We start from the raw sequence: 19618 nt of genomic DNA, 5'->3' as shown, positions 1-19618 counted from the left end.
TACGGCGATCACCAAGGCGCTTGCGCTTTTCTTGGTATAGCTGAGCTTCTATTTCATCCGCTGTCTGCGATAACGCACATGTTTATGGACGTATGCATATTTTATGAGAGGAATATATTCGAATAGATCGCTCTTTATATGTATAGGGCTAAATGGAGTGACAACAGTGAGCATAAACATCATGGATATTGTCGGCAGAGTCTCTTATCAATGTGATATTATGTTTCGGGTAATTGATATACGTGAACAAAATGGCAAGAAGATCGCTATTTTATATGGGGAAGATATTCGGCTGATAGCTGATGCACCACTTGAGGATCTACTTGCGGTTAGCCAGTCGATGAGGGAAAAGAAAGCGAAGGAATCCTACACACGAGAGGAGCAATCTCTTCAGTTATTTCAGCAGGATGTAGATCTGCTTAAGCAAAGACGAGAGTATGAGGCTACAGATGGGTACAGCAAGGCATATAATTATTTTCAGATACCAGGAAGAGTGCTGCATTTAGACGGTGACCCAGCTTATTTGGAAAAGTGCTTATCTTTATACGAAAAAATCGGTGTTCCTGTAACAGGGATTCATTGCAATGAAAAGGAAATGCCAATCAAAATTGGACAATTAATTGATTATTACAGACCAGATATTTTGGTTATTACAGGGCATGATTCCTACTCAAAATCCAAGGGGAAAAAAGCAGATATTAATGCCTATCGACATTCTAAACATTTTGTTCAAACAGTTAAGGAGGCAAGGAAGAAGATCCCTCATTTAGACCAGCTTGTTATTTTTGCAGGCGCTTGTCAGTCCCATTTCGAATCAATCATCCATGCAGGGGCAAATTTTGCAAGTTCACCTTATCGAGTGAACATCCATGCACTTGATCCAGTTTATATTGTAGCAAAAATCAGTTTTACCCCCTTTATGGAGCGGATCAATGTTTGGGATGTTCTAAGAAATACATTAACCGGAGAAAAAGGATTAGGAGGAATAGAGACAAGAGGGGTATTGAGAACAGGTATGCCTTATAATAGAGAACAAAACACTGAATCATGATTTGTAAGCCGTTCTTCATGAAACGGTTTATTTTTTTTACATGAAGAGAATGTGAAGTAAGCTTACATATTTCTATATGTATAAGGGCAACCTATAAATGTTGAAAAATAGAAGAAATTGCGGATTAAAATATATTGACAATCTTTTTTATTTCCTGTTATAATTTATATTTTTAATTTGACTCCATTGTGTCAACGTGATATACTTAACATAGTGAGGTGGACCGAATGGGAAAAACATTAAATGATATCAAAAAGGCTCTTGATTCAAACCTTGGGAAAAGACTATTACTCAAGGCCAATGGCGGACGGAGAAAGACGATTGAGCGTTCAGGTGTTTTAGCTGAAACGTACCCATCCGTATTTGTTATTGAGTTAGATCAGGAAGAAAATGCGTTTGAACGCGTATCTTACAGCTATGCAGATGTCTTAACAGAAACGGTTCAAATTACATTCTATGAAGATACAACAGGACAAGTTGCTTTAAATTAATAGATGATTTTGCTTCACATGGAGTCGCTGAGAAATCAGCGGCTCTTTTCGTTTACAAAATGTGAGCCTTGTATTTTAATGAAAACAAAACTTTGTCCCATACTATACATACACAGTGTAGAAGGGGATGTTAATCATAGGCAGAAGAAGAGGGATTATGTCAGAAGGATTTAAAGAGGAGCTTGCGAAGGAATTAGGCTTTTATGATACCGTCCAAAAAGAGGGATGGGGCGGCATAACAGCTAGAGATGCAGGGAATATGGTTAAAAGAGCAGTTGAAATTGCCCAGCAAAGTCTTCTGAAAAACCAATAATCTTTTATGGCTTTTACGCATGCTTACTAATTAACTAAATTGAAAACACTGTGTGAAACCGGGGTTATCTGCCCTGGTTTTTTATTTTGAAAATTCCGTGAAACAAATAATTTGTGACGAAAGTTAGATCAGAGGTCTTACTTTTGCTGTTTTGTGGTAAAATAGGACAAAAAATGGAGTCGTTGAAATATATAAAGTAGGTGGAAATGTGAAGCTTTTGGTGAAGGCACCGGCGAAGATCAATTTATCATTAGATGTTTTACATAAACGGCAAGATGGCTATCATGAAGTTGAAATGATAATGACAACAATTGACTTAGCGGACCGCCTAGAATTAACTTTATTAGAACAAGATGAAATAAAAATTATTTCACATAATCGATTTGTTCCGGATGATCAGCGGAATCTGGCGTACCAGGCTGCACTCCTATTAAAAGAACGATTTCATGTGAAGAGTGGCGTAGAGATTGCCATTGAAAAGACTATACCGGTTGCAGCGGGTCTTGCGGGCGGCAGCAGTGATGCAGCTGCTGTATTAAGAGGGCTTAATAAACTTTGGAAGCTTGGACTTTCGGTTGATCAGCTTGCAGAAATAGGAGCAGAGATCGGCTCAGACGTCTCTTTCTGTGTATATGGAGGGACAGCCCTTGCAACCGGTCGCGGGGAAGTAATTACGAAGCTTCCGGCTGCGCCGACTTGCTGGGTCATATTGGCTAAGCCATTTATTGGCGTTTCAACAGCGGATGTGTATCGCAGACTTAATATAAATGGGATTCACCATCCGAAAACAAAAGAAATGATTCGAGCAATTGAACAAGGGGATTATGAGGGTGTATGTGGGCATGTTGGCAATGTTCTTGAAGAGGTAACATTTTCCTTACATCCAGAAGTCGCTCAAATTAAAGAGCAAATGAAGCGTTTTGGAGCGGATGCAGTATTGATGAGCGGCAGTGGGCCGACTGTATTTGGACTTGTTCATCATGATTCTAGAATGCAACGGATTTATAATGGACTAAGAGGTTTTTGTGATCAAGTTTTCGCAGTCAGAATGCTTGGTGAAAGACATATGCTTGATTAAATCCGGATAATAGTGGTATATTATCGATAAAATATTCGGATTTCACTGGGGGTCCTATGATGAAATTTCGTCGAAGTGAACGTTTAATTGACATGACGAATTATTTACTAGAACATCCACATCAATTAGTTTCTTTAACATTTTTTTCGGAAAGATATGGGTCAGCTAAATCCTCCATTAGTGAAGATTTAGCTATTATTAAGGAAACCTTTGAACAAAGAAATATTGGTACTCTGCAAACAGTGCCAGGTGCTGCAGGCGGGGTACGGTTCCATGTAAAGGTGTCGGATGAAGAGGCAAGATCATTTATTAAAGAGCTTTGTGAATTAATTGCAAGCCCTGAAAGGCTATTGCCTGGTGGATATTTATATATGACAGATATATTAGGAGACCCAACCATTGTGCAGCGTGCTGGCCGTTTATTTGCTTCTGCTTATGCTGATACAAAAATTGATGTGGTTATGACTGTTGCTACAAAAGGCATTCCTTTAGCCTATGCAGTGGCAAATTATTTAAATGTTCCTGTTGTTATTGTCAGAAGGGACAGTAAGGTGACTGAAGGCTCAACTGTAAGCATCAACTATGTATCAGGTTCTGCCAAACGAATTCAAACGATGCTGCTCTCTAAGAGAAGCCTTGAAGAGGGCTCAAGAGTTTTGATTGTTGATGATTTTATGAAGGCAGGCGGGACGGTCAATGGGATGGTTAGTATGCTTGAAGAGTTTAAGGCATATGTCGCAGGTATTGCCGTATTAGTTGAAGCGGAAAAAGCGGAAGAGCGGCTTGTAGATGAATATATATCCCTTGTTAGGCTTTCAGATGTAGATGTAAAAGAGAAAAAGATTAATGTTGGTGAAGGAAATTATTTCAAAAGATCTATAGAAGGGGGAAAATCAGTATGAAGACGATTCAAACGAACATGGCTCCTGCAGCAATCGGTCCTTATTCTCAAGGAATCATTGTAAATAATTTATTTTATAGCTCTGGACAAATTCCACTGACAACTGAAGGGGTAATGGTTGAGGGAGATGTAAAGGCTCAAACTCATCAAGTATTTAAAAACCTCCAAGCAGTACTTGAAGAAGCTGGAGCTTCCTTGGATACTGTTGTAAAAGCGACTGTGTTTATTCAGAGTATGAACGACTTTGCTGCTATTAATGAAGTGTATGGGGAATACTTCCATACCCATAAACCGGCTCGATCTTGTGTAGAGGTAGCTAAACTTCCGAAAGATGCATTAGTTGAAATTGAAGTAATTGCCCTAGTTAAATAAAATAAAAAACAGGCTTATCGTGATTGATAAGCTTGTTTTTTATTTTATTTGCTAAGTGAGCATGGTTTTTAATAGGTCCAATTATTTATAAATTAAAATTATTTTGTATATTATTACAATAAACTAGTCATAATGAATGAGGGAATATAGGGGAAAATGTGACATCTTGCTCTTTCAACTGAATAATTCGAAAATTTTTTTCAACTTAAAGAAGGAGAAACAAGAATCATGTTGAATTTATACACTAGGTTTGTATCTTCTCGCAAAGGTGGTGAACAGGATGGAAGTAACTGACGTAAGATTACGCCGTGTTAATACAGATGGTCGGATGAGGGCTATTGCATCCATTACTTTAGATCATGAATTTGTTGTTCACGATATTCGAGTGATTGATGGGAATAACGGTCTATTTGTTGCAATGCCAAGCAAGCGTACTCCAGATGGTGAATTTAGAGATATTGCTCATCCGATTAACTCCGGAACTAGAGGCAAAATTCAGGAAGCTGTATTATCAGAATACCACCGTTTAGGTGAATTAGAAGTTGAATTCGAAGAAGCTGGAGCTTCCTAAACAAATAAACATCAAGGGCCTACTTCAAAAGTATGGCTCTTTTTATTTATCTCTTTTTTAAAATGAATGAACGGTTAGTAAAAACTTCTGCCCACTCTTCTATCATTCCCCCTTTTTGTTTCCATCTAAACCTTCCCTGCAAAAAAATGTTCATTAAATTGACAAATATAAGTAGTTTCTTTCATTCCTTGAAATAGTGTCCTAATTAAGATATATTTTTAATGGATAAAAAGGATATCGTTGTGATGGCTTTTGACGTGTTGAAGATATATTTTGGAATGGAGGCAGCGTTTATGTCTAATCGTTATGCGGTTATATTAGCCGCGGGCCAAGGGACAAGAATGAAATCAAAACTTTATAAAGTCCTTCATCCCGTTTGCGGTAAACCAATGGTTCAACATGTGGTTGACCAAGTTGGAAAGCTTAATATAGAGAAAATGGTTACCATTATTGGTCATGGAGCAGAACTGGTTCAATCTCAGCTTGGTGACAGTATTGTATATGCCTTGCAAAAAGAGCAGCTAGGGACAGCTCATGCCGTAATGCAGGCGAAAGATATCCTAGGAGGAAAAGAAGGAGTAACGATTGTTGTGTGCGGTGATACGCCGTTGATCAAGCATGAAACAATGGAGGCACTTCTTAACCACCATGAGAAGATGAAAGCGAAAGCTACGGTTCTAACGGTATTAGCGGATGATCCTTCTGGATATGGCCGCATTATTCGTGATGAAAATGGGTATGTAGAAAAAATTGTTGAACATAAGGATGCAACAGAGGCAGAGCGAGAAATTCAGGAAATTAATTCTGGAACCTATTGTTTTGACAATAACGCCTTATTTAGTGCCCTTACTCGTGTAAGCAATGATAATGTACAGGGTGAATACTATCTTCCTGACGTGATTGGAATTTTAAAAGATGATCAAGAAATCGTTACTGCTTATCAAACGGATGAATTCGAAGAAACGCTTGGTGTGAATGACCGTGTAGCACTTTCTGAAGCAGAGCGATTTATGAAAAAGCGGATCAATGAATTTCACATGAAAAATGGTGTAACAATTATTGACCCATTAAATACATATATCGGTCCAGATGTTATAATTGGAATGGATACAATCTTGCACCCAGGAACAACACTTTCTGGAAAAACGGTAATCGGCTCTGATTGTGTGATTGGTCCACATAGTGAAATTGCTGATTGTACAGTAGGAGATCGTACCGTCATACGTCAATCCGCCGCATTTGATAGTCAAATAGGAATTGATGTGCAAATTGGTCCTTATGCCCATATTCGTCCAAAATCAGAAATCCACAGCAGTGTAAAAATTGGAAACTTTGTGGAAGTGAAAAAGGCTGTTTTGGGTGAAGGAAGCAAAGCTTCACATCTAAGCTATATTGGTGATGCAGAGGTTGGGCGTGATGTGAATATTGGCTGTGGCACAATCACTGTTAATTACGATGGAAAAAATAAATTTTTGACAAAGATTGAGGATGGCGTTTTTGTTGGCTGTAATTCCAATCTTGTAGCGCCTGTAACGATTGGCAAGAATGCTTATGTAGCTGCTGGTTCTACAATCACAGAGGATGTACCTGGGGAAGCGTTGTCAATTGCGAGAGCGCGTCAAGTGAATAAAGAGAATTATGTGGGAAAACTGAACATAAAGAAATAATGCGATGGAGGCTCAACATGTCTAACCAATATTTAGATCCTAATTTAAAAGTTTTTAGTCTTAACTCAAACCGTGACTTAGCACAAGAAATTGCAAGTGTAATTGGAGTAGAATTAGGGAAGTGCTCAGTACAGCGTTTTAGCGATGGAGAAATTCAAATCAACATTGAAGAGAGTATTCGCGGATGTGATGTATATGTGATTCAATCAACAAGCTCTCCTGTAAATGAGCACTTAATGGAACTTTTAATTATGATCGATGCTTTAAAGCGCGCTTCAGCTAAGACAATCAACATCGTTATGCCATATTATGGATATGCGCGTCAGGATCGAAAGGCGAGAGCACGTGAACCAATTACTGCTAAATTAGCAGCTAATCTTCTTGAAACAGCTGGAGCAACACGTGTGATTACACTTGATTTACATGCACCGCAAATTCAAGGATTCTTCGATATTCCAATTGATCACTTAATGGGTGTGCCTATTTTATCTGAGTACTTTAAGAAGAAGGCAATGGATGGAGATGTTGTCATTGTATCTCCGGATCATGGTGGAGTTACACGTGCACGTAAAATGGCTGAGCGTCTAAAGGCTCCGATTGCCATCATTGACAAACGCCGTCCAAAGCCAAATGTTGCTGAAGTAATGAATATCGTAGGTAATATTGATGGGAAAGTAGCCATTTTAATTGATGATATCATCGATACAGCTGGAACGATTACCCTTGCTGCCAATGCGCTTATGGAAAATGGAGCATCTGAAGTATATGCATGTTGTACACATCCAGTATTATCAGGTCCAGCAATTGAAAGAATTCAGAATTCAAATATTAAAGAATTAGTGGTTACAAATTCAATTGCTTTACCAGAAGAAAAGAAAATTGCCAAAATTGTTGAGCTATCTGTTGCGCCTTTAATTGGAGAAGCGATCATTCGCGTTCACGAAGAGCAGTCTGTAAGCACGCTTTTCGATTAATAGTAAGCAAGGCGCAAACGTCATATGGACTGGACGCTCCCGATGAGATATAGGAAACACGAAGAGCGATAGCGCATTCGTGCTTGACTTAACGCAGGCAAGGAAGGGAAGGTCAATAGGCCCTAGGCTGCTTGCGCTATGCAGTTCTCCAATTCGTGAAATATTATACTTTCTTATCCTAAAAAAGAAGCAGGCCTGCATAAGTGCAAGCCTGCTATTATTGCATCTGCTGATGGCGCTGATTTTGAAACAGAAGGTTTAGTTTTCCTCCTTTTAGGGCATTTTTTATATAGAGTGTCTTAGATTACAAAATGAGGAAGGGGATCAATTGATGACAGCTGTATTGCAAGCACAGGAGAGAAAAGAATTTCGAGGATCTGCTTTAACCCGTATACGCCAGGATGGAAATATTCCAGCTGTAGTCTATGGAGCAAAATTGGACAGTAAGTCTATTTATGTAAGTGAAGCGGATTTTACTAAGATCATCCGAAAAGTAGGAAGAAATGGAGTTATTTCATTAGAATTGGGCGGGAATAAACATAATGTAGTATTAAGTGATTATCAGGCAGACCCGATTAAACATGAAGTAATCCATGTTGACTTTCTTGCAGTAGATATGTCTAAGGAAATAACAGCTAATGTGCGAATAAATCTTGTTGGGGATGCACCAGGCGTTAAAGATGGCGGTGTGCTGCAGCAATCTATGCATGAGCTTACTGTCACTGCTACGCCAGATAACATTCCTCAATCGGTGGACATCGATGTTTCAAATCTTCAAGTGAATGAAACACTTACTATTGCTGATATTCAAACGAACAGCGGGTATACAATAAACGAGGGCGACGAGGAAGTTGTTGCCTCCATCCTACCTCCTAGACAGGAAGCAGAAATTAATAGCGGTGAAGAGCAGGAGCCTGGAACTCCTGATAATGAGGAAGGCAGAGAAACGAAAAGCAGTGAAGAATAAAGGCTAAAAGGGATAAAGCCTTGCCCGAACGGAAGGGACTGGCCTGCTATAATTGGTCGGCCCCTTCTTTTTAGGCAATATTTAAAAAGATGGTGGGAAGATGAAACTAATTGTTGGACTGGGAAATCCAGGAAAGCAGTATGAAAAGACACGGCATAATATTGGGTTCGAAGTTATTGATGCACTTTCTGATCGATTGAATATTCCTTTAAACCAGGGGAAATTTCAAGGAATCTATGGGGTTGGCCATGTGCAAGGGGAGAAAGTATATCTATTAAAGCCTCTAACCTATATGAATTTATCAGGAGAATCTATTGCTGCTTTAATGGATTATTTTCAAATAGAAGATGAAGAGCTTGTCGTTATTTATGATGATTTAGATTTACCGGTTGGGAAAATTAGATTGCGGCAAAAAGGCAGTGCGGGCGGTCATAATGGTATAAAGTCAACCATTGCTCATTTGGGAACACAAGAGTTTAACAGAATAAGAGTAGGGATTGACAGACCACCAAGCGGAATGAAGGTTCCAGACTATGTTCTAGGAAGATTTTCGAAAGAAGAGCAGGAAATATTGGGTGAGGTTATTCTAAAATGCACAAATGCCTGTGAGGATTGGATATCAAAGCCATTTCTACATATTATGAATGAATATAACCAGTAATCCATCATATTTTTTTATTAGTATCATAAAATAATATATCTTTATATATGAATGTTACTGTATGCTATGCATCTGTATCCCTAATGAATAAGTTCATAACAATGCGTTCATACTAATAGTATTGAACGTTTTGCGGGGAGGGACAGGGAGTGGCTATACATTATCATTGCCGTCATTGTGGAGTAAAAATAGGAACAATTGAAAATACAGCGATAAATACGGACTCTCTAGGTTTTCATCTATTAAATCATTCAGAACGACAGGAAATGATTTCGTATGATCAGTCAGGAGATCTTCAAGTAAAAGCAATATGTGAAGATTGTCATGAACTGTTAGAGCGCAATCCTGATTATCACGAACATGACTTCTTGATTCAATAATAGGCTTTGGACCATCATCCAAAGCGTTTTTCTATTTCTAATTATTGTGAATTGTCGGTGAAAATCTACTGACAAGCCGCTTGCGCATTTCAGATTGTCTAGCTTCAGCGGCTAGACCCTCGAGTCATAAGCCAACCCGTCCAGAAGGTTAAAGAACAACCTTCTAGCCGTCTTGTCTTATGCTTGTCGGGTCTGACCAAGCCGCTTGCGCATTTCAGATTGGAGGGTAGCCATGATAGGGCTTAAACATATGATAAGTCAGCAAGATGATGTAAGGTCCGTCTTGTCTGGTATAAAAGAAGGACTGAGGGAGCAGCTAATATCTGGCTTATCCGGTTCTGCTCGTACACTTTTTCTAGCATCTGTTTATGAACAGACAGGAAGGCCGATGCTTGTTGTTACACATAACCTACTTCAAGCACAGAAATTATATGAGGATATTGTTAATTTAGCTGGAGAATCAGAGGTATTTTTATATCCAGCTAATGAATTAATCGCTGCAGAAATTAGTATTGCTAGTCCAGAATTAAAGGCACAGCGAATAGAAGTATTAAACTATTGGAGCAAAAGTAAAGAAGGAATTTTAATTGCCCCAATGGCAGGACTGAGAAAAATCCTCCCACCCGCATCTCTTTGGAATGCTTGCCAATTAACATTAAAAGTAGGCGATGAACTTCTAGAAGATCAATTTCTTCAATTTGTTCAAATGGGATATACACGGGTTGGAATGGTTTCATCCCCAGGTGAATTCAGTATAAGAGGTGGAATTATTGATATTTATCCTTTAACGGAAACAGACCCTATCCGGATTGAATTATTTGATACAGAAGTAGATTCGATTCGTTCCTTTTCATTGGAGGATCAGCGTTCAAAAGAGAAACTATCAGATGTGACAATCGGACCTGCAACAGAATATCCTTTACAAGCTGATCATTTTAGTAAAATCATTGAAAAGCTTGAAAAAGGATTAGGATCAAGTCTTAAAAAGATAAAAGATGAGAAGGCAAAGACACTGCTAGCACAAAATATTGGTTTTGAGTTAGAACAATTGAAAATGGGCAGTAAACCAGATCAACTATTCAAGTACCTCTCCTTTGCCTATGAGGAAAGAAATAGTTTAGTAGATTATCTTCCTGAGAATGGTCTTATTATTATTGATGAAATCAGTCGTGTCCAAGAGATGAATGACTCTTTGGAGAAGGAAGAAGCAGAATGGTATACAAGTCTATTAAGTGAAGGCCAAATTATCCATGAAGTGAAAATATCCCATAATTTAAAAGGATTTCTAAATAAGAAGAAGCAGCCTGTTATATATATGTCCTTATTTTTAAGACACGTCCCGAATACAAGTCCAGAAAATATTATTAATGTAACATGCAAGCAAATGCAGAATTTCCACGGTCAAATGAATGTGTTAAAAGGTGAACTGGAACGATGGAAAAAAGCAAAATATACCGTTATTCTAGTAGGTCCTGGAGAAGAGCGGGTAAGGAAGCTTCAAAGAGTGTTAGAAGACTATGAAATTGACACGCTGTTCATAGATGAAAAACAGCCGCTTCTTCTTGGAAAAGTTCAAATTGTAGAAGGAAATCTTCATACGGGATTTGAATTGCCGATTCAAAAGCTTGCAGTGATCACGGAAGAGGAGCTTTTTAATAAACGGACAAAAAAACAGCCTCGTCGCCAAAAACTTTCAAATGCTGAACGAATTAAAAGCTATTCAGAATTAAAAGTTGGAGATTATGTTGTCCATGTGAATCATGGAATTGGGAAATATTTAGGGATTGAAACACTAGTAATCAATGGTGTTCATAAAGATTATCTTCATATACGATATCAAGGCAGTGATAAGCTTTATGTTCCAGTTGAGCAAATTGATCTTATTCAGAAATATGTAGGCTCAGAGGCAAAAGAGCCAAAAATATATAAATTAGGCGGTAATGACTGGAAGCGGGTTAAAAAGAAAGTTGAATCCTCTGTTCAGGATATTGCGGATGATCTTATTAAGCTTTATGCGGAAAGGGAAGCTTCGAAAGGACATGCTTTTAGTCCGGATGGAGAAATGCAAAGAGAATTTGAATCGGCATTTGCTTATCAAGAAACAGAAGACCAGCTCCGTTCAATCCATGAGATTAAACGGGATATGGAAAGAGAGCGGCCGATGGATCGATTGCTTTGCGGGGATGTTGGTTACGGAAAGACAGAGGTGGCAATCCGTGCTGCTTTTAAAGCAATTGCGGATGGAAAACAAGTGGCTATCCTTGTTCCAACTACGATTCTTGCCCAGCAGCATTATGAAACAATGAGGGAAAGGTTTCAAGACTTTCCGATTGAAATTGGCCTCTTGAGCCGTTTTCGGTCAAGAAAGCAGCAAACAGAAACGATAAAAGGGCTGAAGTCTGGTGCAGTTGACGTTGTAGTTGGTACTCATCGTATTTTATCAAAGGATATTTCCTACCGTGATTTAGGTCTATTAATCGTCGATGAAGAGCAGCGCTTCGGTGTGACACATAAAGAAAAAATTAAACAGCTGAAGACGAATGTGGATGTATTGACGCTTACAGCAACGCCAATTCCGAGGACTCTCCACATGTCCATGCTGGGTGTGCGTGATCTGTCTGTTATTGAGACACCACCTGAAAATCGTTTTCCGATTCAGACATATGTCATGGAATATAATGGCGGAATCGTTCGTGAAGCGATTGAAAGAGAACTTGCGAGAGATGGGCAAGTGTATTTTCTCTATAATAGAGTCGAAGATATTGAAAGAAAAGCGGAAGAAATTTCTATGCTTGTACCAGATGCGAAGGTGACCTATGCCCACGGGAAAATGACAGAAAATGAACTAGAATCGGTCATGCTGAGCTTTCTTGCAGGAGAATCTGATGTACTTGTGAGCACAACGATTATTGAAACAGGTGTCGATATTCCGAATGTGAATACCTTGATTGTCCATGATGCTGATAAAATGGGGCTCTCACAGCTTTATCAGCTAAGAGGAAGGGTTGGCCGTTCGAATCGGGTTGCCTATGCCTATTTCACCTATCGTAAGGATAAGGTATTAACAGAAGTGGCAGAAAAACGACTTCAAGCCATAAAGGAATTTACAGAGCTAGGATCCGGATTTAAGATTGCCATGCGTGATTTATCGATTAGGGGAGCCGGAAACCTGCTAGGGGCAGAGCAGCATGGCTTCATCGATTCGGTTGGTTTTGATTTATATTCTCAAATGTTAAAAGAAGCGATTGAGGATCGAAAAGGCAATATGAATGAAGAGATTAAGCCGCGAACAGAAGTGGACCTTGAAGTAGATGCCTATCTTCCTGATGCTTATATTAATGACGGTCATCAAAAGATTGAAATGTATAAACGATTTAGAGGCGCTTCTTCATTGGAAGATCTAGAGGAATTAAATGAAGAAATGCTTGATCGGTTTGGTGAGTATCCAGATGAAGTATCTTATCTATTCCAAATGACTGAAATGAAGGTTTATGGAGAAATGATCGGAATTGAAACGATTAAGCAGACTAAGAATGAAGTCTTAATACTATTATCTGAAAAGGCAAGTTCTCAAATTGACGGTCAGAAGATCTTTGAAGTAACAAGTAAATATGGACGAACAGTTGGTCTTGGAATGGATGGGAAAAAACTTAAGGCTGTTCTTTATATTAAAGGGATGAAAACTAGAGAATGGTTGAATATTGCCTTTGAAATTGTCCGTGGTCTTTATGGATCAAAAAAAGAGGTACAGAGTCAAACAACTTCATAGAAAATGTTTCAGTTGCTTAGGATAAGGGTATTTCATAAGAAAGCCCGATGTAATGTTTAACCAAATTTGGTTACTACTACCTACATGAGAAAAAAATAATTGAACGTGTATATAACTTTCCAGATGAAAGATACTAAGTTCAAACATGGCGATGCATTCATTTTCTCCCAATTAAAGCATTGCTAAAGGAAAAGCAGGTGCGTCTTAAGTTAGACAGCTGTTTTAGCGCAGCCGCTTTTCAAAAATCATCAGATGAAAGTGAGGCAACATTAGATGAAGGCAACTGGCATTGTTCGTCGAATCGATGATTTAGGTCGTGTAGTTATTCCTAAGGAAATACGCAGAACATTACGTATTCGTGAAGGAGACCCACTCGAAATTTTTGTGGATCGTGATGGAGAAGTGATTCTAAAGAAATACTCTCCAATCAGTGAACTTAGTGATTTTGCGAAGGAGTATGCAGAAGCATTGTATGACAGTCTTGGCAATCCGGTCTTAATTTGTGACAGAGATACGTTTATTGCTGTTGCAGGTGGTTCGAAGAAGGAATATTTAAACAAAAATGTTAGCGAACTAGTTGAGAAAACCATGGAAGACCGCAGTTCAGTTATTATGAATCAGTCTGGTAATATCTCCTTGGTTGAAGGGAATTCAGAGGATTTATCCGCTTATACAATGGGTCCGATTATTGCGAATGGGGATCCAATTGGTGCAGTCATTATTTATGCAAAAGAGGGCTCCTTAGGTGATGTAGAACAAAAAGCGGTGGAGACCGCAGCGAGCTTCTTAGCAAGACAAATGGAATCTTAAGAAGTACTTAGCTTCCTAGTTCAAGATTTACAAAAGAATATATTTGAAAAAGGGGTAGCAAAATGCTGCCCTTTTTCTTTTTTCAGACGGGATCAGCACTTAGATCTGACCTTATCTATTTAGAAAGTTAATATAGCCGGCTTGTCCTATGCTTGTCGGGGGTGAACAAGGCACCTCCGCATTTCTGTGTTATAATACTTCTGAATTATTGCTGATTGTGTTTTGGGAGGAGTTGGGCTTATGGGGCCCGAAAAGAATTCTAGAGATTTATTTAAAGGAGCGCTCATATTAACAATTGCTGCTTTAATTACAAAGATATTAAGTGCGATGTATCGCGTACCATTTCAAAATATTGTTGGAGATGTTGGATTTTATATTTATCAGCAGGTATATCCATTCTATGGCGTTGCATTAGTATTAGCTACGAATGGGTTTCCGGTTATTATCTCTAAGCTTTATGCAGAGCAGGCAGTGAAACAGGGGAAAAGTGGAGTACATCGTTTATTTGCCATTGCTGCAGTTGTTTTAATGCTAATTGGTTTTTCTGGCTTTTCGATTCTTTATTGGGGAGCTGAGCGACTCGCTGCATCAATGGGTGACCCAGGACTTGCCCAATTGCTGCGAATGATTTCATTCGTCTTTCTAATCTTTCCAATTGTGTCTGTCCTTAGAGGTTATTTTCAAGGAACTGGAAATATGGTTCCGACCGCTATATCTCAAGTTGGAGAACAGTTTGTTCGTGTGCTTACTATTTTGCTCACAGCATGGATTCTGACAAAAAAGGAGTATAGCCTATACATAGTTGGAAGCGGGGCCGTTCTTGGTTCAGTAACCGGTGGAATTACAGCTATTCTCCTATTGGGTGCTTTTTATTGGACTAGAAGAAAACGAACATTCCTATCAATTGAGAAAGTGAATTGGAAAGAAAGCAGGAGATTGGCAAATGCACTCTTGTTTCAAGGCTTTGCTGTTTGTATAAGCAGCATGTTACTTGTTTTTATCCAAATGGCTGATTCATTGAATTTATATTCTATTCTCCTTTCTTCTGGTTTAACTAGTGAAGGGGCAAAGGAATTAAAGGGGATATATGACCGAGGACAGCCGTTAATACAGCTTGGGACGGTTGTTGCGACTTCTATGTCATTGTCTCTCGTTCCGATGATTACGAGTGAAAAGTTGAAAGAACAAATGGAATATATGCATGATAAAATCCGCCTTGCCATTCAAATCGGTCTATTCATTGGAGTGGGTGCTACATTTGGATTATGGAGTATTATTGAACCTACTAACAGAATGCTGTTTGAAAATAGTAATGGGTCTGAAGTGCTGGCGGTATTATGTTTGCTGATTTTATTTACGTCCATCATCATTACCACAACCGCTATTCTTCAGGGGTTAGGCAATTTTCTTTTCCCTGCTTTTGCTATTCTATGCGGGTTTGGCGTGAAATATGGTTTGAATATGATCCTTGTTCCGTTGTTTGATACAATGGGTGCAGCGTTGGCATCCTGTCTAACATTAGGTATGGTCATGGTTATATTGTTATACAGGCTTCGAAAGTTACTAAGAACATCTATTTTGAGTATGCGATCTTTCCTAGTAGTAAGTGCAGCTGCACTTGTCATGGTGATCGTTTTAAAGATTTATATATATGTAACGGGTCTTTTCCCAACCTTTGATCATGATCGTCTGTTTGCAGGACTTCAGTCCGTAAGTGCTGTAATTGTAGGTGCAATCATATATGTTTGGATTGTTTTAAAAGGGAGGACCTTTAAAGAGGAGGAACTTGCCCTGCTGCCGTTTGGAAGCAAGCTATTGTTTTTCCTGCCAAAAAAGAAATAGGAGTTGAAGATACAAATGAATAAAATTCGTATACTCGGGCTTGGTGCAGGAGATTTGGACCAGCTTCCACTTGGTGTGTATCGAGCATTAAAGAATGCGGATCCACTTTTTTTGCGGACGAAGGAGCATCCGGTAGTGAATGAACTAGAAAAAGAGGGATTGGTGTTCACTTCTTTTGATTCTGTTTATGAAAAGCATGATCAATTTCAAGCAGTATATGAGGAAATTTGTCATTTTCTTCTTGATGAAGCTTTATCAAAGGGAAATATTACTTATGCAGTGCCTGGTCATCCGCTTGTGGCCGAACAAACCGTACAGCTTTTACTCGAAAAAGCACCTGAAAGAGGTGTGGACATAGAAGTTGGCGGTGGACAAAGCTTTCTTGATGCCCTATTTCAAGCGTTAAAAATTGACCCGATCGATGGCTTTCAGCTTCTAGATGGCACAAGTCTGAAGAAGGATGAAATGGAAGTGAAACAGCATGTAATTATTGGTCAGGTGTATGATCAATTTGTTGCTTCAGAAGTAAAGCTTACACTTATGGATATCCTCCCGTATGACTATGATATATATATTGTGACAGCAGCAGGGAGCCAATCCGAACGGATTCAAAAGGTTCCATTATACGAACTTGATCGGGAAGTCGAGTTAAATAATTTAACTTCTGTTTATGTCCCGCCAGTCAGTGATGAAGCTATTCTATATAAACGGTTTACAAAGCTCCGTCACATTATTGCTGAATTGCGTGGGCCTAATGGGTGTCCATGGGATAAAAAGCAAACACATGAATCTTTAAAGAAGTATTTAATCGAAGAGGCATATGAACTCATTGAGGCGATAAATGAAGACGATATCGATCATTTGATAGAAGAGCTTGGTGATGTCCTTCTTCAAGTCCTCCTGCATGCCCAAATTGGTGAGGATGATGGGTTTTTCTCAATAGATGACGTCATTGAAGGGTTATCTCAAAAAATGGTTCGCCGTCATCCGCATGTATTTGGCCATTCAACAGCAGAAACCGAAGAAGATGTATTGAAGAATTGGCAGGCTATAAAAAAAGAAGAAAAGGGAATAGCAGAAGAATCTCTCCTTGATCAAGTAGGAAAGTCTCTTCCTAATTTAATGGCGGCTGCGGAAATCCAAAAGAAAGCAGCAAAAGTTGGTTTCGACTGGAAGGAAGTAGGACCAGCCTGGGAGAAAGTAAAAGAGGAGATTCGTGAATTTGAATTAGAAGCAGAGAATAACAGTGATAAAATGCCAAATGAATTCGGCGACATACTCTTTGCTTTTGTCAATATTGCCAGGTTTTATAACATTAATCCGGAAGAAGCATTATACCAGACCAATCAAAAATTCAAACGCCGATTTTCATTTGTAGAAAAACGGGTAAAGGAAAGTGGAAAGCGATTTGAAGCTTTTCCATTAGAACAGCTTGATCAATTTTGGGATGAAGCGAAAGAAAAAGGTTTGTAAATAAAGGAGCGTTTAGCATGAGATTAGATAAATTTTTAAAAGTGTCACGGTTAATTAAAAGAAGAACGTTAGCGAAAGAGGTGTCTGATCAAGGGCGTATTTCAGTTAATGGACAACAAGCAAAAGCGAGTACAACCGTAAAGGTTGGAGATGAATTAGTTGTTCGCTTTGGCCAAAAATTAGTGACTGTCAAAATCGACCGTTTACAGGAAACAACAAGAAAAGAAGACGCTGCAGAAATGTATACAATTATAAAAGAAGAGAAAGTAGAATCGGAAGGCTAAACAGTCGCCTCCGCATTTCGTTGTTCTATTTCATTCCATTCATTCATAAACATGTACAAAAAGCTTGTACTTTGTGAATGTGAGGGATGAATGAATGAGTCAATATTATGAGACAAATTCAACAACGAAAACAAATGTCCAGGAACATGATGTCATCATGCGAGGCAGAAGGCTGTTAGATATTACTGGAGTTAAGCAGGTTGAGAGCTTTGATAATGAAGAGTTTCTGTTAGATACAGTTATGGGTTTTCTAGCGATAAAGGGTCAGAATCTGCAAATGAAGAATTTAGATGTAGATAAGGGTGTTGTCTCGATTAAGGGGAAAATCTTTGATCTCGTCTATCTGGATGATCAGCATGGAGATAAGGCTAAAGGATTCTTTAGCAAGTTATTCCGATGACATTAACTACCCAATTTATCACCATGCTAGCTATGGTTGGCATGGGTTGTGTCTTTGGCGCCGCCCTTGATACATACAATCGTTTTTTAAAGCGGACAGAGCGAAACCGTCTAATCGTCTTTATAAACGATATCCTCTTTTGGATTGTACAAGGGTTGGCGATTTTTTACATTTTGTTTTTAGCCAATAAGGGTGAACTAAGAGGGTATATATTTCTTGCCCTTTTATGCGGATTTGCAGCCTACCAGAGTTTATTTAAGGGAATCTACCTTCGTTTGCTAGAAATTCTTATAACAATGGTCATCAATTTTTACCGCTTTTTGTTGAAATTATTTCATTTTGTTATTTATAAACCGATTCGTGCATTAATTGTTGCGATCATTTCTTTATTCATTTTATTAGAAAAGGGTCTTTTTTCACTGTTAAAAGCAGTATTAAAACTAGTATTATTAATATTGAAACTCATTTTACTGCCTGTAAAGTGGATTTTTTTGCTAATTTGGAAACTTTTGCCGAAACATATTAAAAAAACAGTCGATAAGATTTATAATAGAATGGCAGGAATTATTAAACAAATAAAGAATTACTTCCTTAGATGGATATCTAGGTGGAATAAAAATAAAAAGTAAGGGAGGGTGCGAAGTGGGTGCCATCAAGAAAAGAAATGTAGCAAAAATACAGACAAGCTATGCAAAACAGCAAGAAGTAGCCGAGATTAGTGGGAATATAAAAAGAAAACGTCTATTTAGAAGATTAACCGTATTTTTTATAGGAGCAGCTGTCCTTTCTGTTTTCATGATCTCCACACTCGTTTCGCAATCCTCTGTTCTTGATGAAAAAAGGGCAGAAAAAAAGAAGCTTGATCAGGAGTTAGCCTTACTAAAGAAACAAGAAGTGATGTTAGAAGAAGAAATTGTGAAGTTAAATGATGATGAATACATCTCAAAGCTTGCGAGGAAGGATTATTTCCTTTCTGAAAATGGGGAAGTCATTTTTAATATCCCTGAGAATAAGGAAAAAAATGACAAAAAGGGAAAATCAACTAATTAGACCTTGTATTGAACTCTTTTTTCATATTCTGTATAATATACAGTAAGTTTGATTTTTTTATATAACTCAAGGAGGCAATATCTTTTTATGTCAATCGAAGTGGGCAGCAAGTTACAGGGTAAGGTAACAGGAATTACAAATTTCGGAGCGTTTGTGGAGTTACCGGAAGGCTCAACAGGTCTGGTACACATTAGTGAAGTTGCAGACAATTATGTAAAGGATATTAATGAACATCTTAAGGTCGGTGACCAAGTAGAGGTTAAAGTCATTAATGTCGAAAAGGATGGAAAGATCGGTTTATCCATTAAAAAAGCTAAAGACCGGCCTGAAAGAACAGAGCGTCCTGAAAGAGGCGACAGAAGAGAGTCAAGGGGACATTCACATTCTCAACGTCCACGTCAAGGCAGATCAAATGATAATCGTCCTTCCCGAGAAAACTTTGAATCTAAAATGGCTCGTTTCTTAAAGGATAGTGAAGATCGTTTATCATCTTTAAAACGCAATACTGAATCAAAACGTGGGGGAAGAGGCGCTAGACGAGGGTAACTTGCTGCTTAATTGATA

General features: G+C 38.5%; 21 protein-coding genes. All 21 read left to right on the top strand.

Annotation, left to right across the window (positions count from 1 at the left end; translation table 11 throughout):
* The first annotated feature begins 166 nt into the window (after window positions 1-166).
* The 21 genes from yabG to FI644_RS09400 all read left to right on the top strand — a co-directional run bounded on the left by yabG (window position 167) and on the right by FI644_RS09400 (window position 19600).
* A complete protein-coding gene (gene yabG / locus FI644_RS09500) occupies window positions 167-1051 on the top strand; it encodes a sporulation peptidase YabG (protein ID WP_053479347.1) in 885 nt (294 codons plus the stop codon).
* Between the two features lie 227 nt (window positions 1052-1278).
* Entirely contained in the window at window positions 1279-1542 is a 264-nt protein-coding gene (gene veg / locus FI644_RS09495) for a biofilm formation stimulator Veg (RefSeq protein WP_053479348.1), read from the top strand.
* A 136-nt stretch (window positions 1543-1678) separates the two neighbouring features.
* Window positions 1679-1855: a small, acid-soluble spore protein, alpha/beta type gene (locus tag FI644_RS09490; protein ID WP_075209064.1), complete on the top strand. Its 177-nt coding sequence runs from the start codon at window positions 1679-1681 to the stop codon at window positions 1853-1855.
* 208 nt (window positions 1856-2063) lie between these two features.
* On the top strand, window positions 2064-2933 hold the full coding sequence (ispE, locus tag FI644_RS09485) for a 4-(cytidine 5'-diphospho)-2-C-methyl-D-erythritol kinase (RefSeq protein ID WP_053479350.1): 870 nt from the start codon (window positions 2064-2066) through the stop codon (window positions 2931-2933).
* Window positions 2934-2992: 59 nt separating this feature from the next.
* A complete protein-coding gene (purR, locus tag FI644_RS09480) occupies window positions 2993-3835 on the top strand; it encodes a pur operon repressor (RefSeq protein WP_142108246.1) in 843 nt (280 codons plus the stop codon).
* Window positions 3832-4206: a RidA family protein gene (locus tag FI644_RS09475; RefSeq protein WP_053479352.1), complete on the top strand. Its 375-nt coding sequence runs from the start codon at window positions 3832-3834 to the stop codon at window positions 4204-4206. Before purR ends, FI644_RS09475 begins: the two co-directional genes overlap by 4 nt.
* Before the next feature lie 280 nt (window positions 4207-4486).
* Window positions 4487-4777: a septation regulator SpoVG gene (gene spoVG, locus FI644_RS09470; protein ID WP_053479353.1), complete on the top strand. Its 291-nt coding sequence runs from the start codon at window positions 4487-4489 to the stop codon at window positions 4775-4777.
* Between the two features lie 293 nt (window positions 4778-5070).
* Complete coding sequence (glmU, locus tag FI644_RS09465) at window positions 5071-6444, top strand: bifunctional UDP-N-acetylglucosamine diphosphorylase/glucosamine-1-phosphate N-acetyltransferase GlmU (protein ID WP_053479354.1); 1374 nt, start codon at window positions 5071-5073, stop codon at window positions 6442-6444.
* Between the two features lie 17 nt (window positions 6445-6461).
* Window positions 6462-7418 (top strand): ribose-phosphate diphosphokinase, encoded by a 957-nt coding sequence (locus tag FI644_RS09460; RefSeq protein WP_053479355.1) that lies wholly within the window; start codon window positions 6462-6464, stop codon window positions 7416-7418.
* A gap of 331 nt (window positions 7419-7749) precedes the next feature.
* Complete coding sequence (locus FI644_RS09455; protein WP_053479356.1) at window positions 7750-8385, top strand: 50S ribosomal protein L25/general stress protein Ctc; 636 nt, start codon at window positions 7750-7752, stop codon at window positions 8383-8385.
* Between the two features lie 100 nt (window positions 8386-8485).
* On the top strand, window positions 8486-9046 hold the full coding sequence (pth, locus tag FI644_RS09450; protein ID WP_056681671.1) for an aminoacyl-tRNA hydrolase: 561 nt from the start codon (window positions 8486-8488) through the stop codon (window positions 9044-9046).
* 149 nt (window positions 9047-9195) lie between these two features.
* Complete coding sequence (gene fin, locus FI644_RS09445) at window positions 9196-9426, top strand: anti-sigma-F factor Fin (protein ID WP_053479358.1); 231 nt, start codon at window positions 9196-9198, stop codon at window positions 9424-9426.
* 232 nt (window positions 9427-9658) lie between these two features.
* On the top strand, window positions 9659-13195 hold the full coding sequence (gene mfd / locus FI644_RS09440) for a transcription-repair coupling factor (RefSeq protein WP_142108245.1): 3537 nt from the start codon (window positions 9659-9661) through the stop codon (window positions 13193-13195).
* Between the two features lie 273 nt (window positions 13196-13468).
* Window positions 13469-14005 (top strand): stage V sporulation protein T, encoded by a 537-nt coding sequence (gene spoVT, locus FI644_RS09435; RefSeq protein ID WP_053479360.1) that lies wholly within the window; start codon window positions 13469-13471, stop codon window positions 14003-14005.
* A 240-nt stretch (window positions 14006-14245) separates the two neighbouring features.
* On the top strand, window positions 14246-15847 hold the full coding sequence (locus FI644_RS09430; RefSeq protein WP_142108244.1) for a putative polysaccharide biosynthesis protein: 1602 nt from the start codon (window positions 14246-14248) through the stop codon (window positions 15845-15847).
* Between the two features lie 15 nt (window positions 15848-15862).
* Window positions 15863-17320: a bifunctional methyltransferase/pyrophosphohydrolase YabN gene (gene yabN, locus FI644_RS09425; protein WP_053479362.1), complete on the top strand. Its 1458-nt coding sequence runs from the start codon at window positions 15863-15865 to the stop codon at window positions 17318-17320.
* Window positions 17321-17337: 17 nt separating this feature from the next.
* The gene (locus FI644_RS09420; RefSeq protein WP_053479363.1) at window positions 17338-17604 is read left to right on the top strand and encodes an RNA-binding S4 domain-containing protein; all 267 of its coding nucleotides are present in this window, start codon (window positions 17338-17340) and stop codon (window positions 17602-17604) included.
* 94 nt (window positions 17605-17698) lie between these two features.
* Window positions 17699-18004, top strand: coding sequence for a sporulation protein YabP (gene yabP, locus FI644_RS09415; RefSeq protein WP_053479364.1), 306 nt, complete (start codon window positions 17699-17701; stop codon window positions 18002-18004).
* On the top strand, window positions 18001-18633 hold the full coding sequence (gene yabQ / locus FI644_RS09410) for a spore cortex biosynthesis protein YabQ (protein ID WP_053479365.1): 633 nt from the start codon (window positions 18001-18003) through the stop codon (window positions 18631-18633). The genes yabP and yabQ overlap by 4 nt, the downstream gene beginning before the upstream one ends.
* Before the next feature lie 13 nt (window positions 18634-18646).
* Entirely contained in the window at window positions 18647-19054 is a 408-nt protein-coding gene (locus FI644_RS09405; RefSeq protein ID WP_053479366.1) for an FtsB family cell division protein, read from the top strand.
* Window positions 19055-19141: 87 nt separating this feature from the next.
* Window positions 19142-19600, top strand: coding sequence for a S1 domain-containing RNA-binding protein (locus FI644_RS09400; RefSeq protein ID WP_053479367.1), 459 nt, complete (start codon window positions 19142-19144; stop codon window positions 19598-19600).
* Window positions 19601-19618 lie beyond the last annotated feature (18 nt).

It is taken from the genome of Cytobacillus solani (assembly GCF_006704205.1).
Lineage (GTDB): Bacteria > Bacillota > Bacilli > Bacillales > Cytobacillaceae > Cytobacillus > Cytobacillus solani.
The sequence above is the reverse complement of the archived record's forward strand: the minus strand, read 5'-3'. Positions and strand labels throughout refer to the sequence as shown.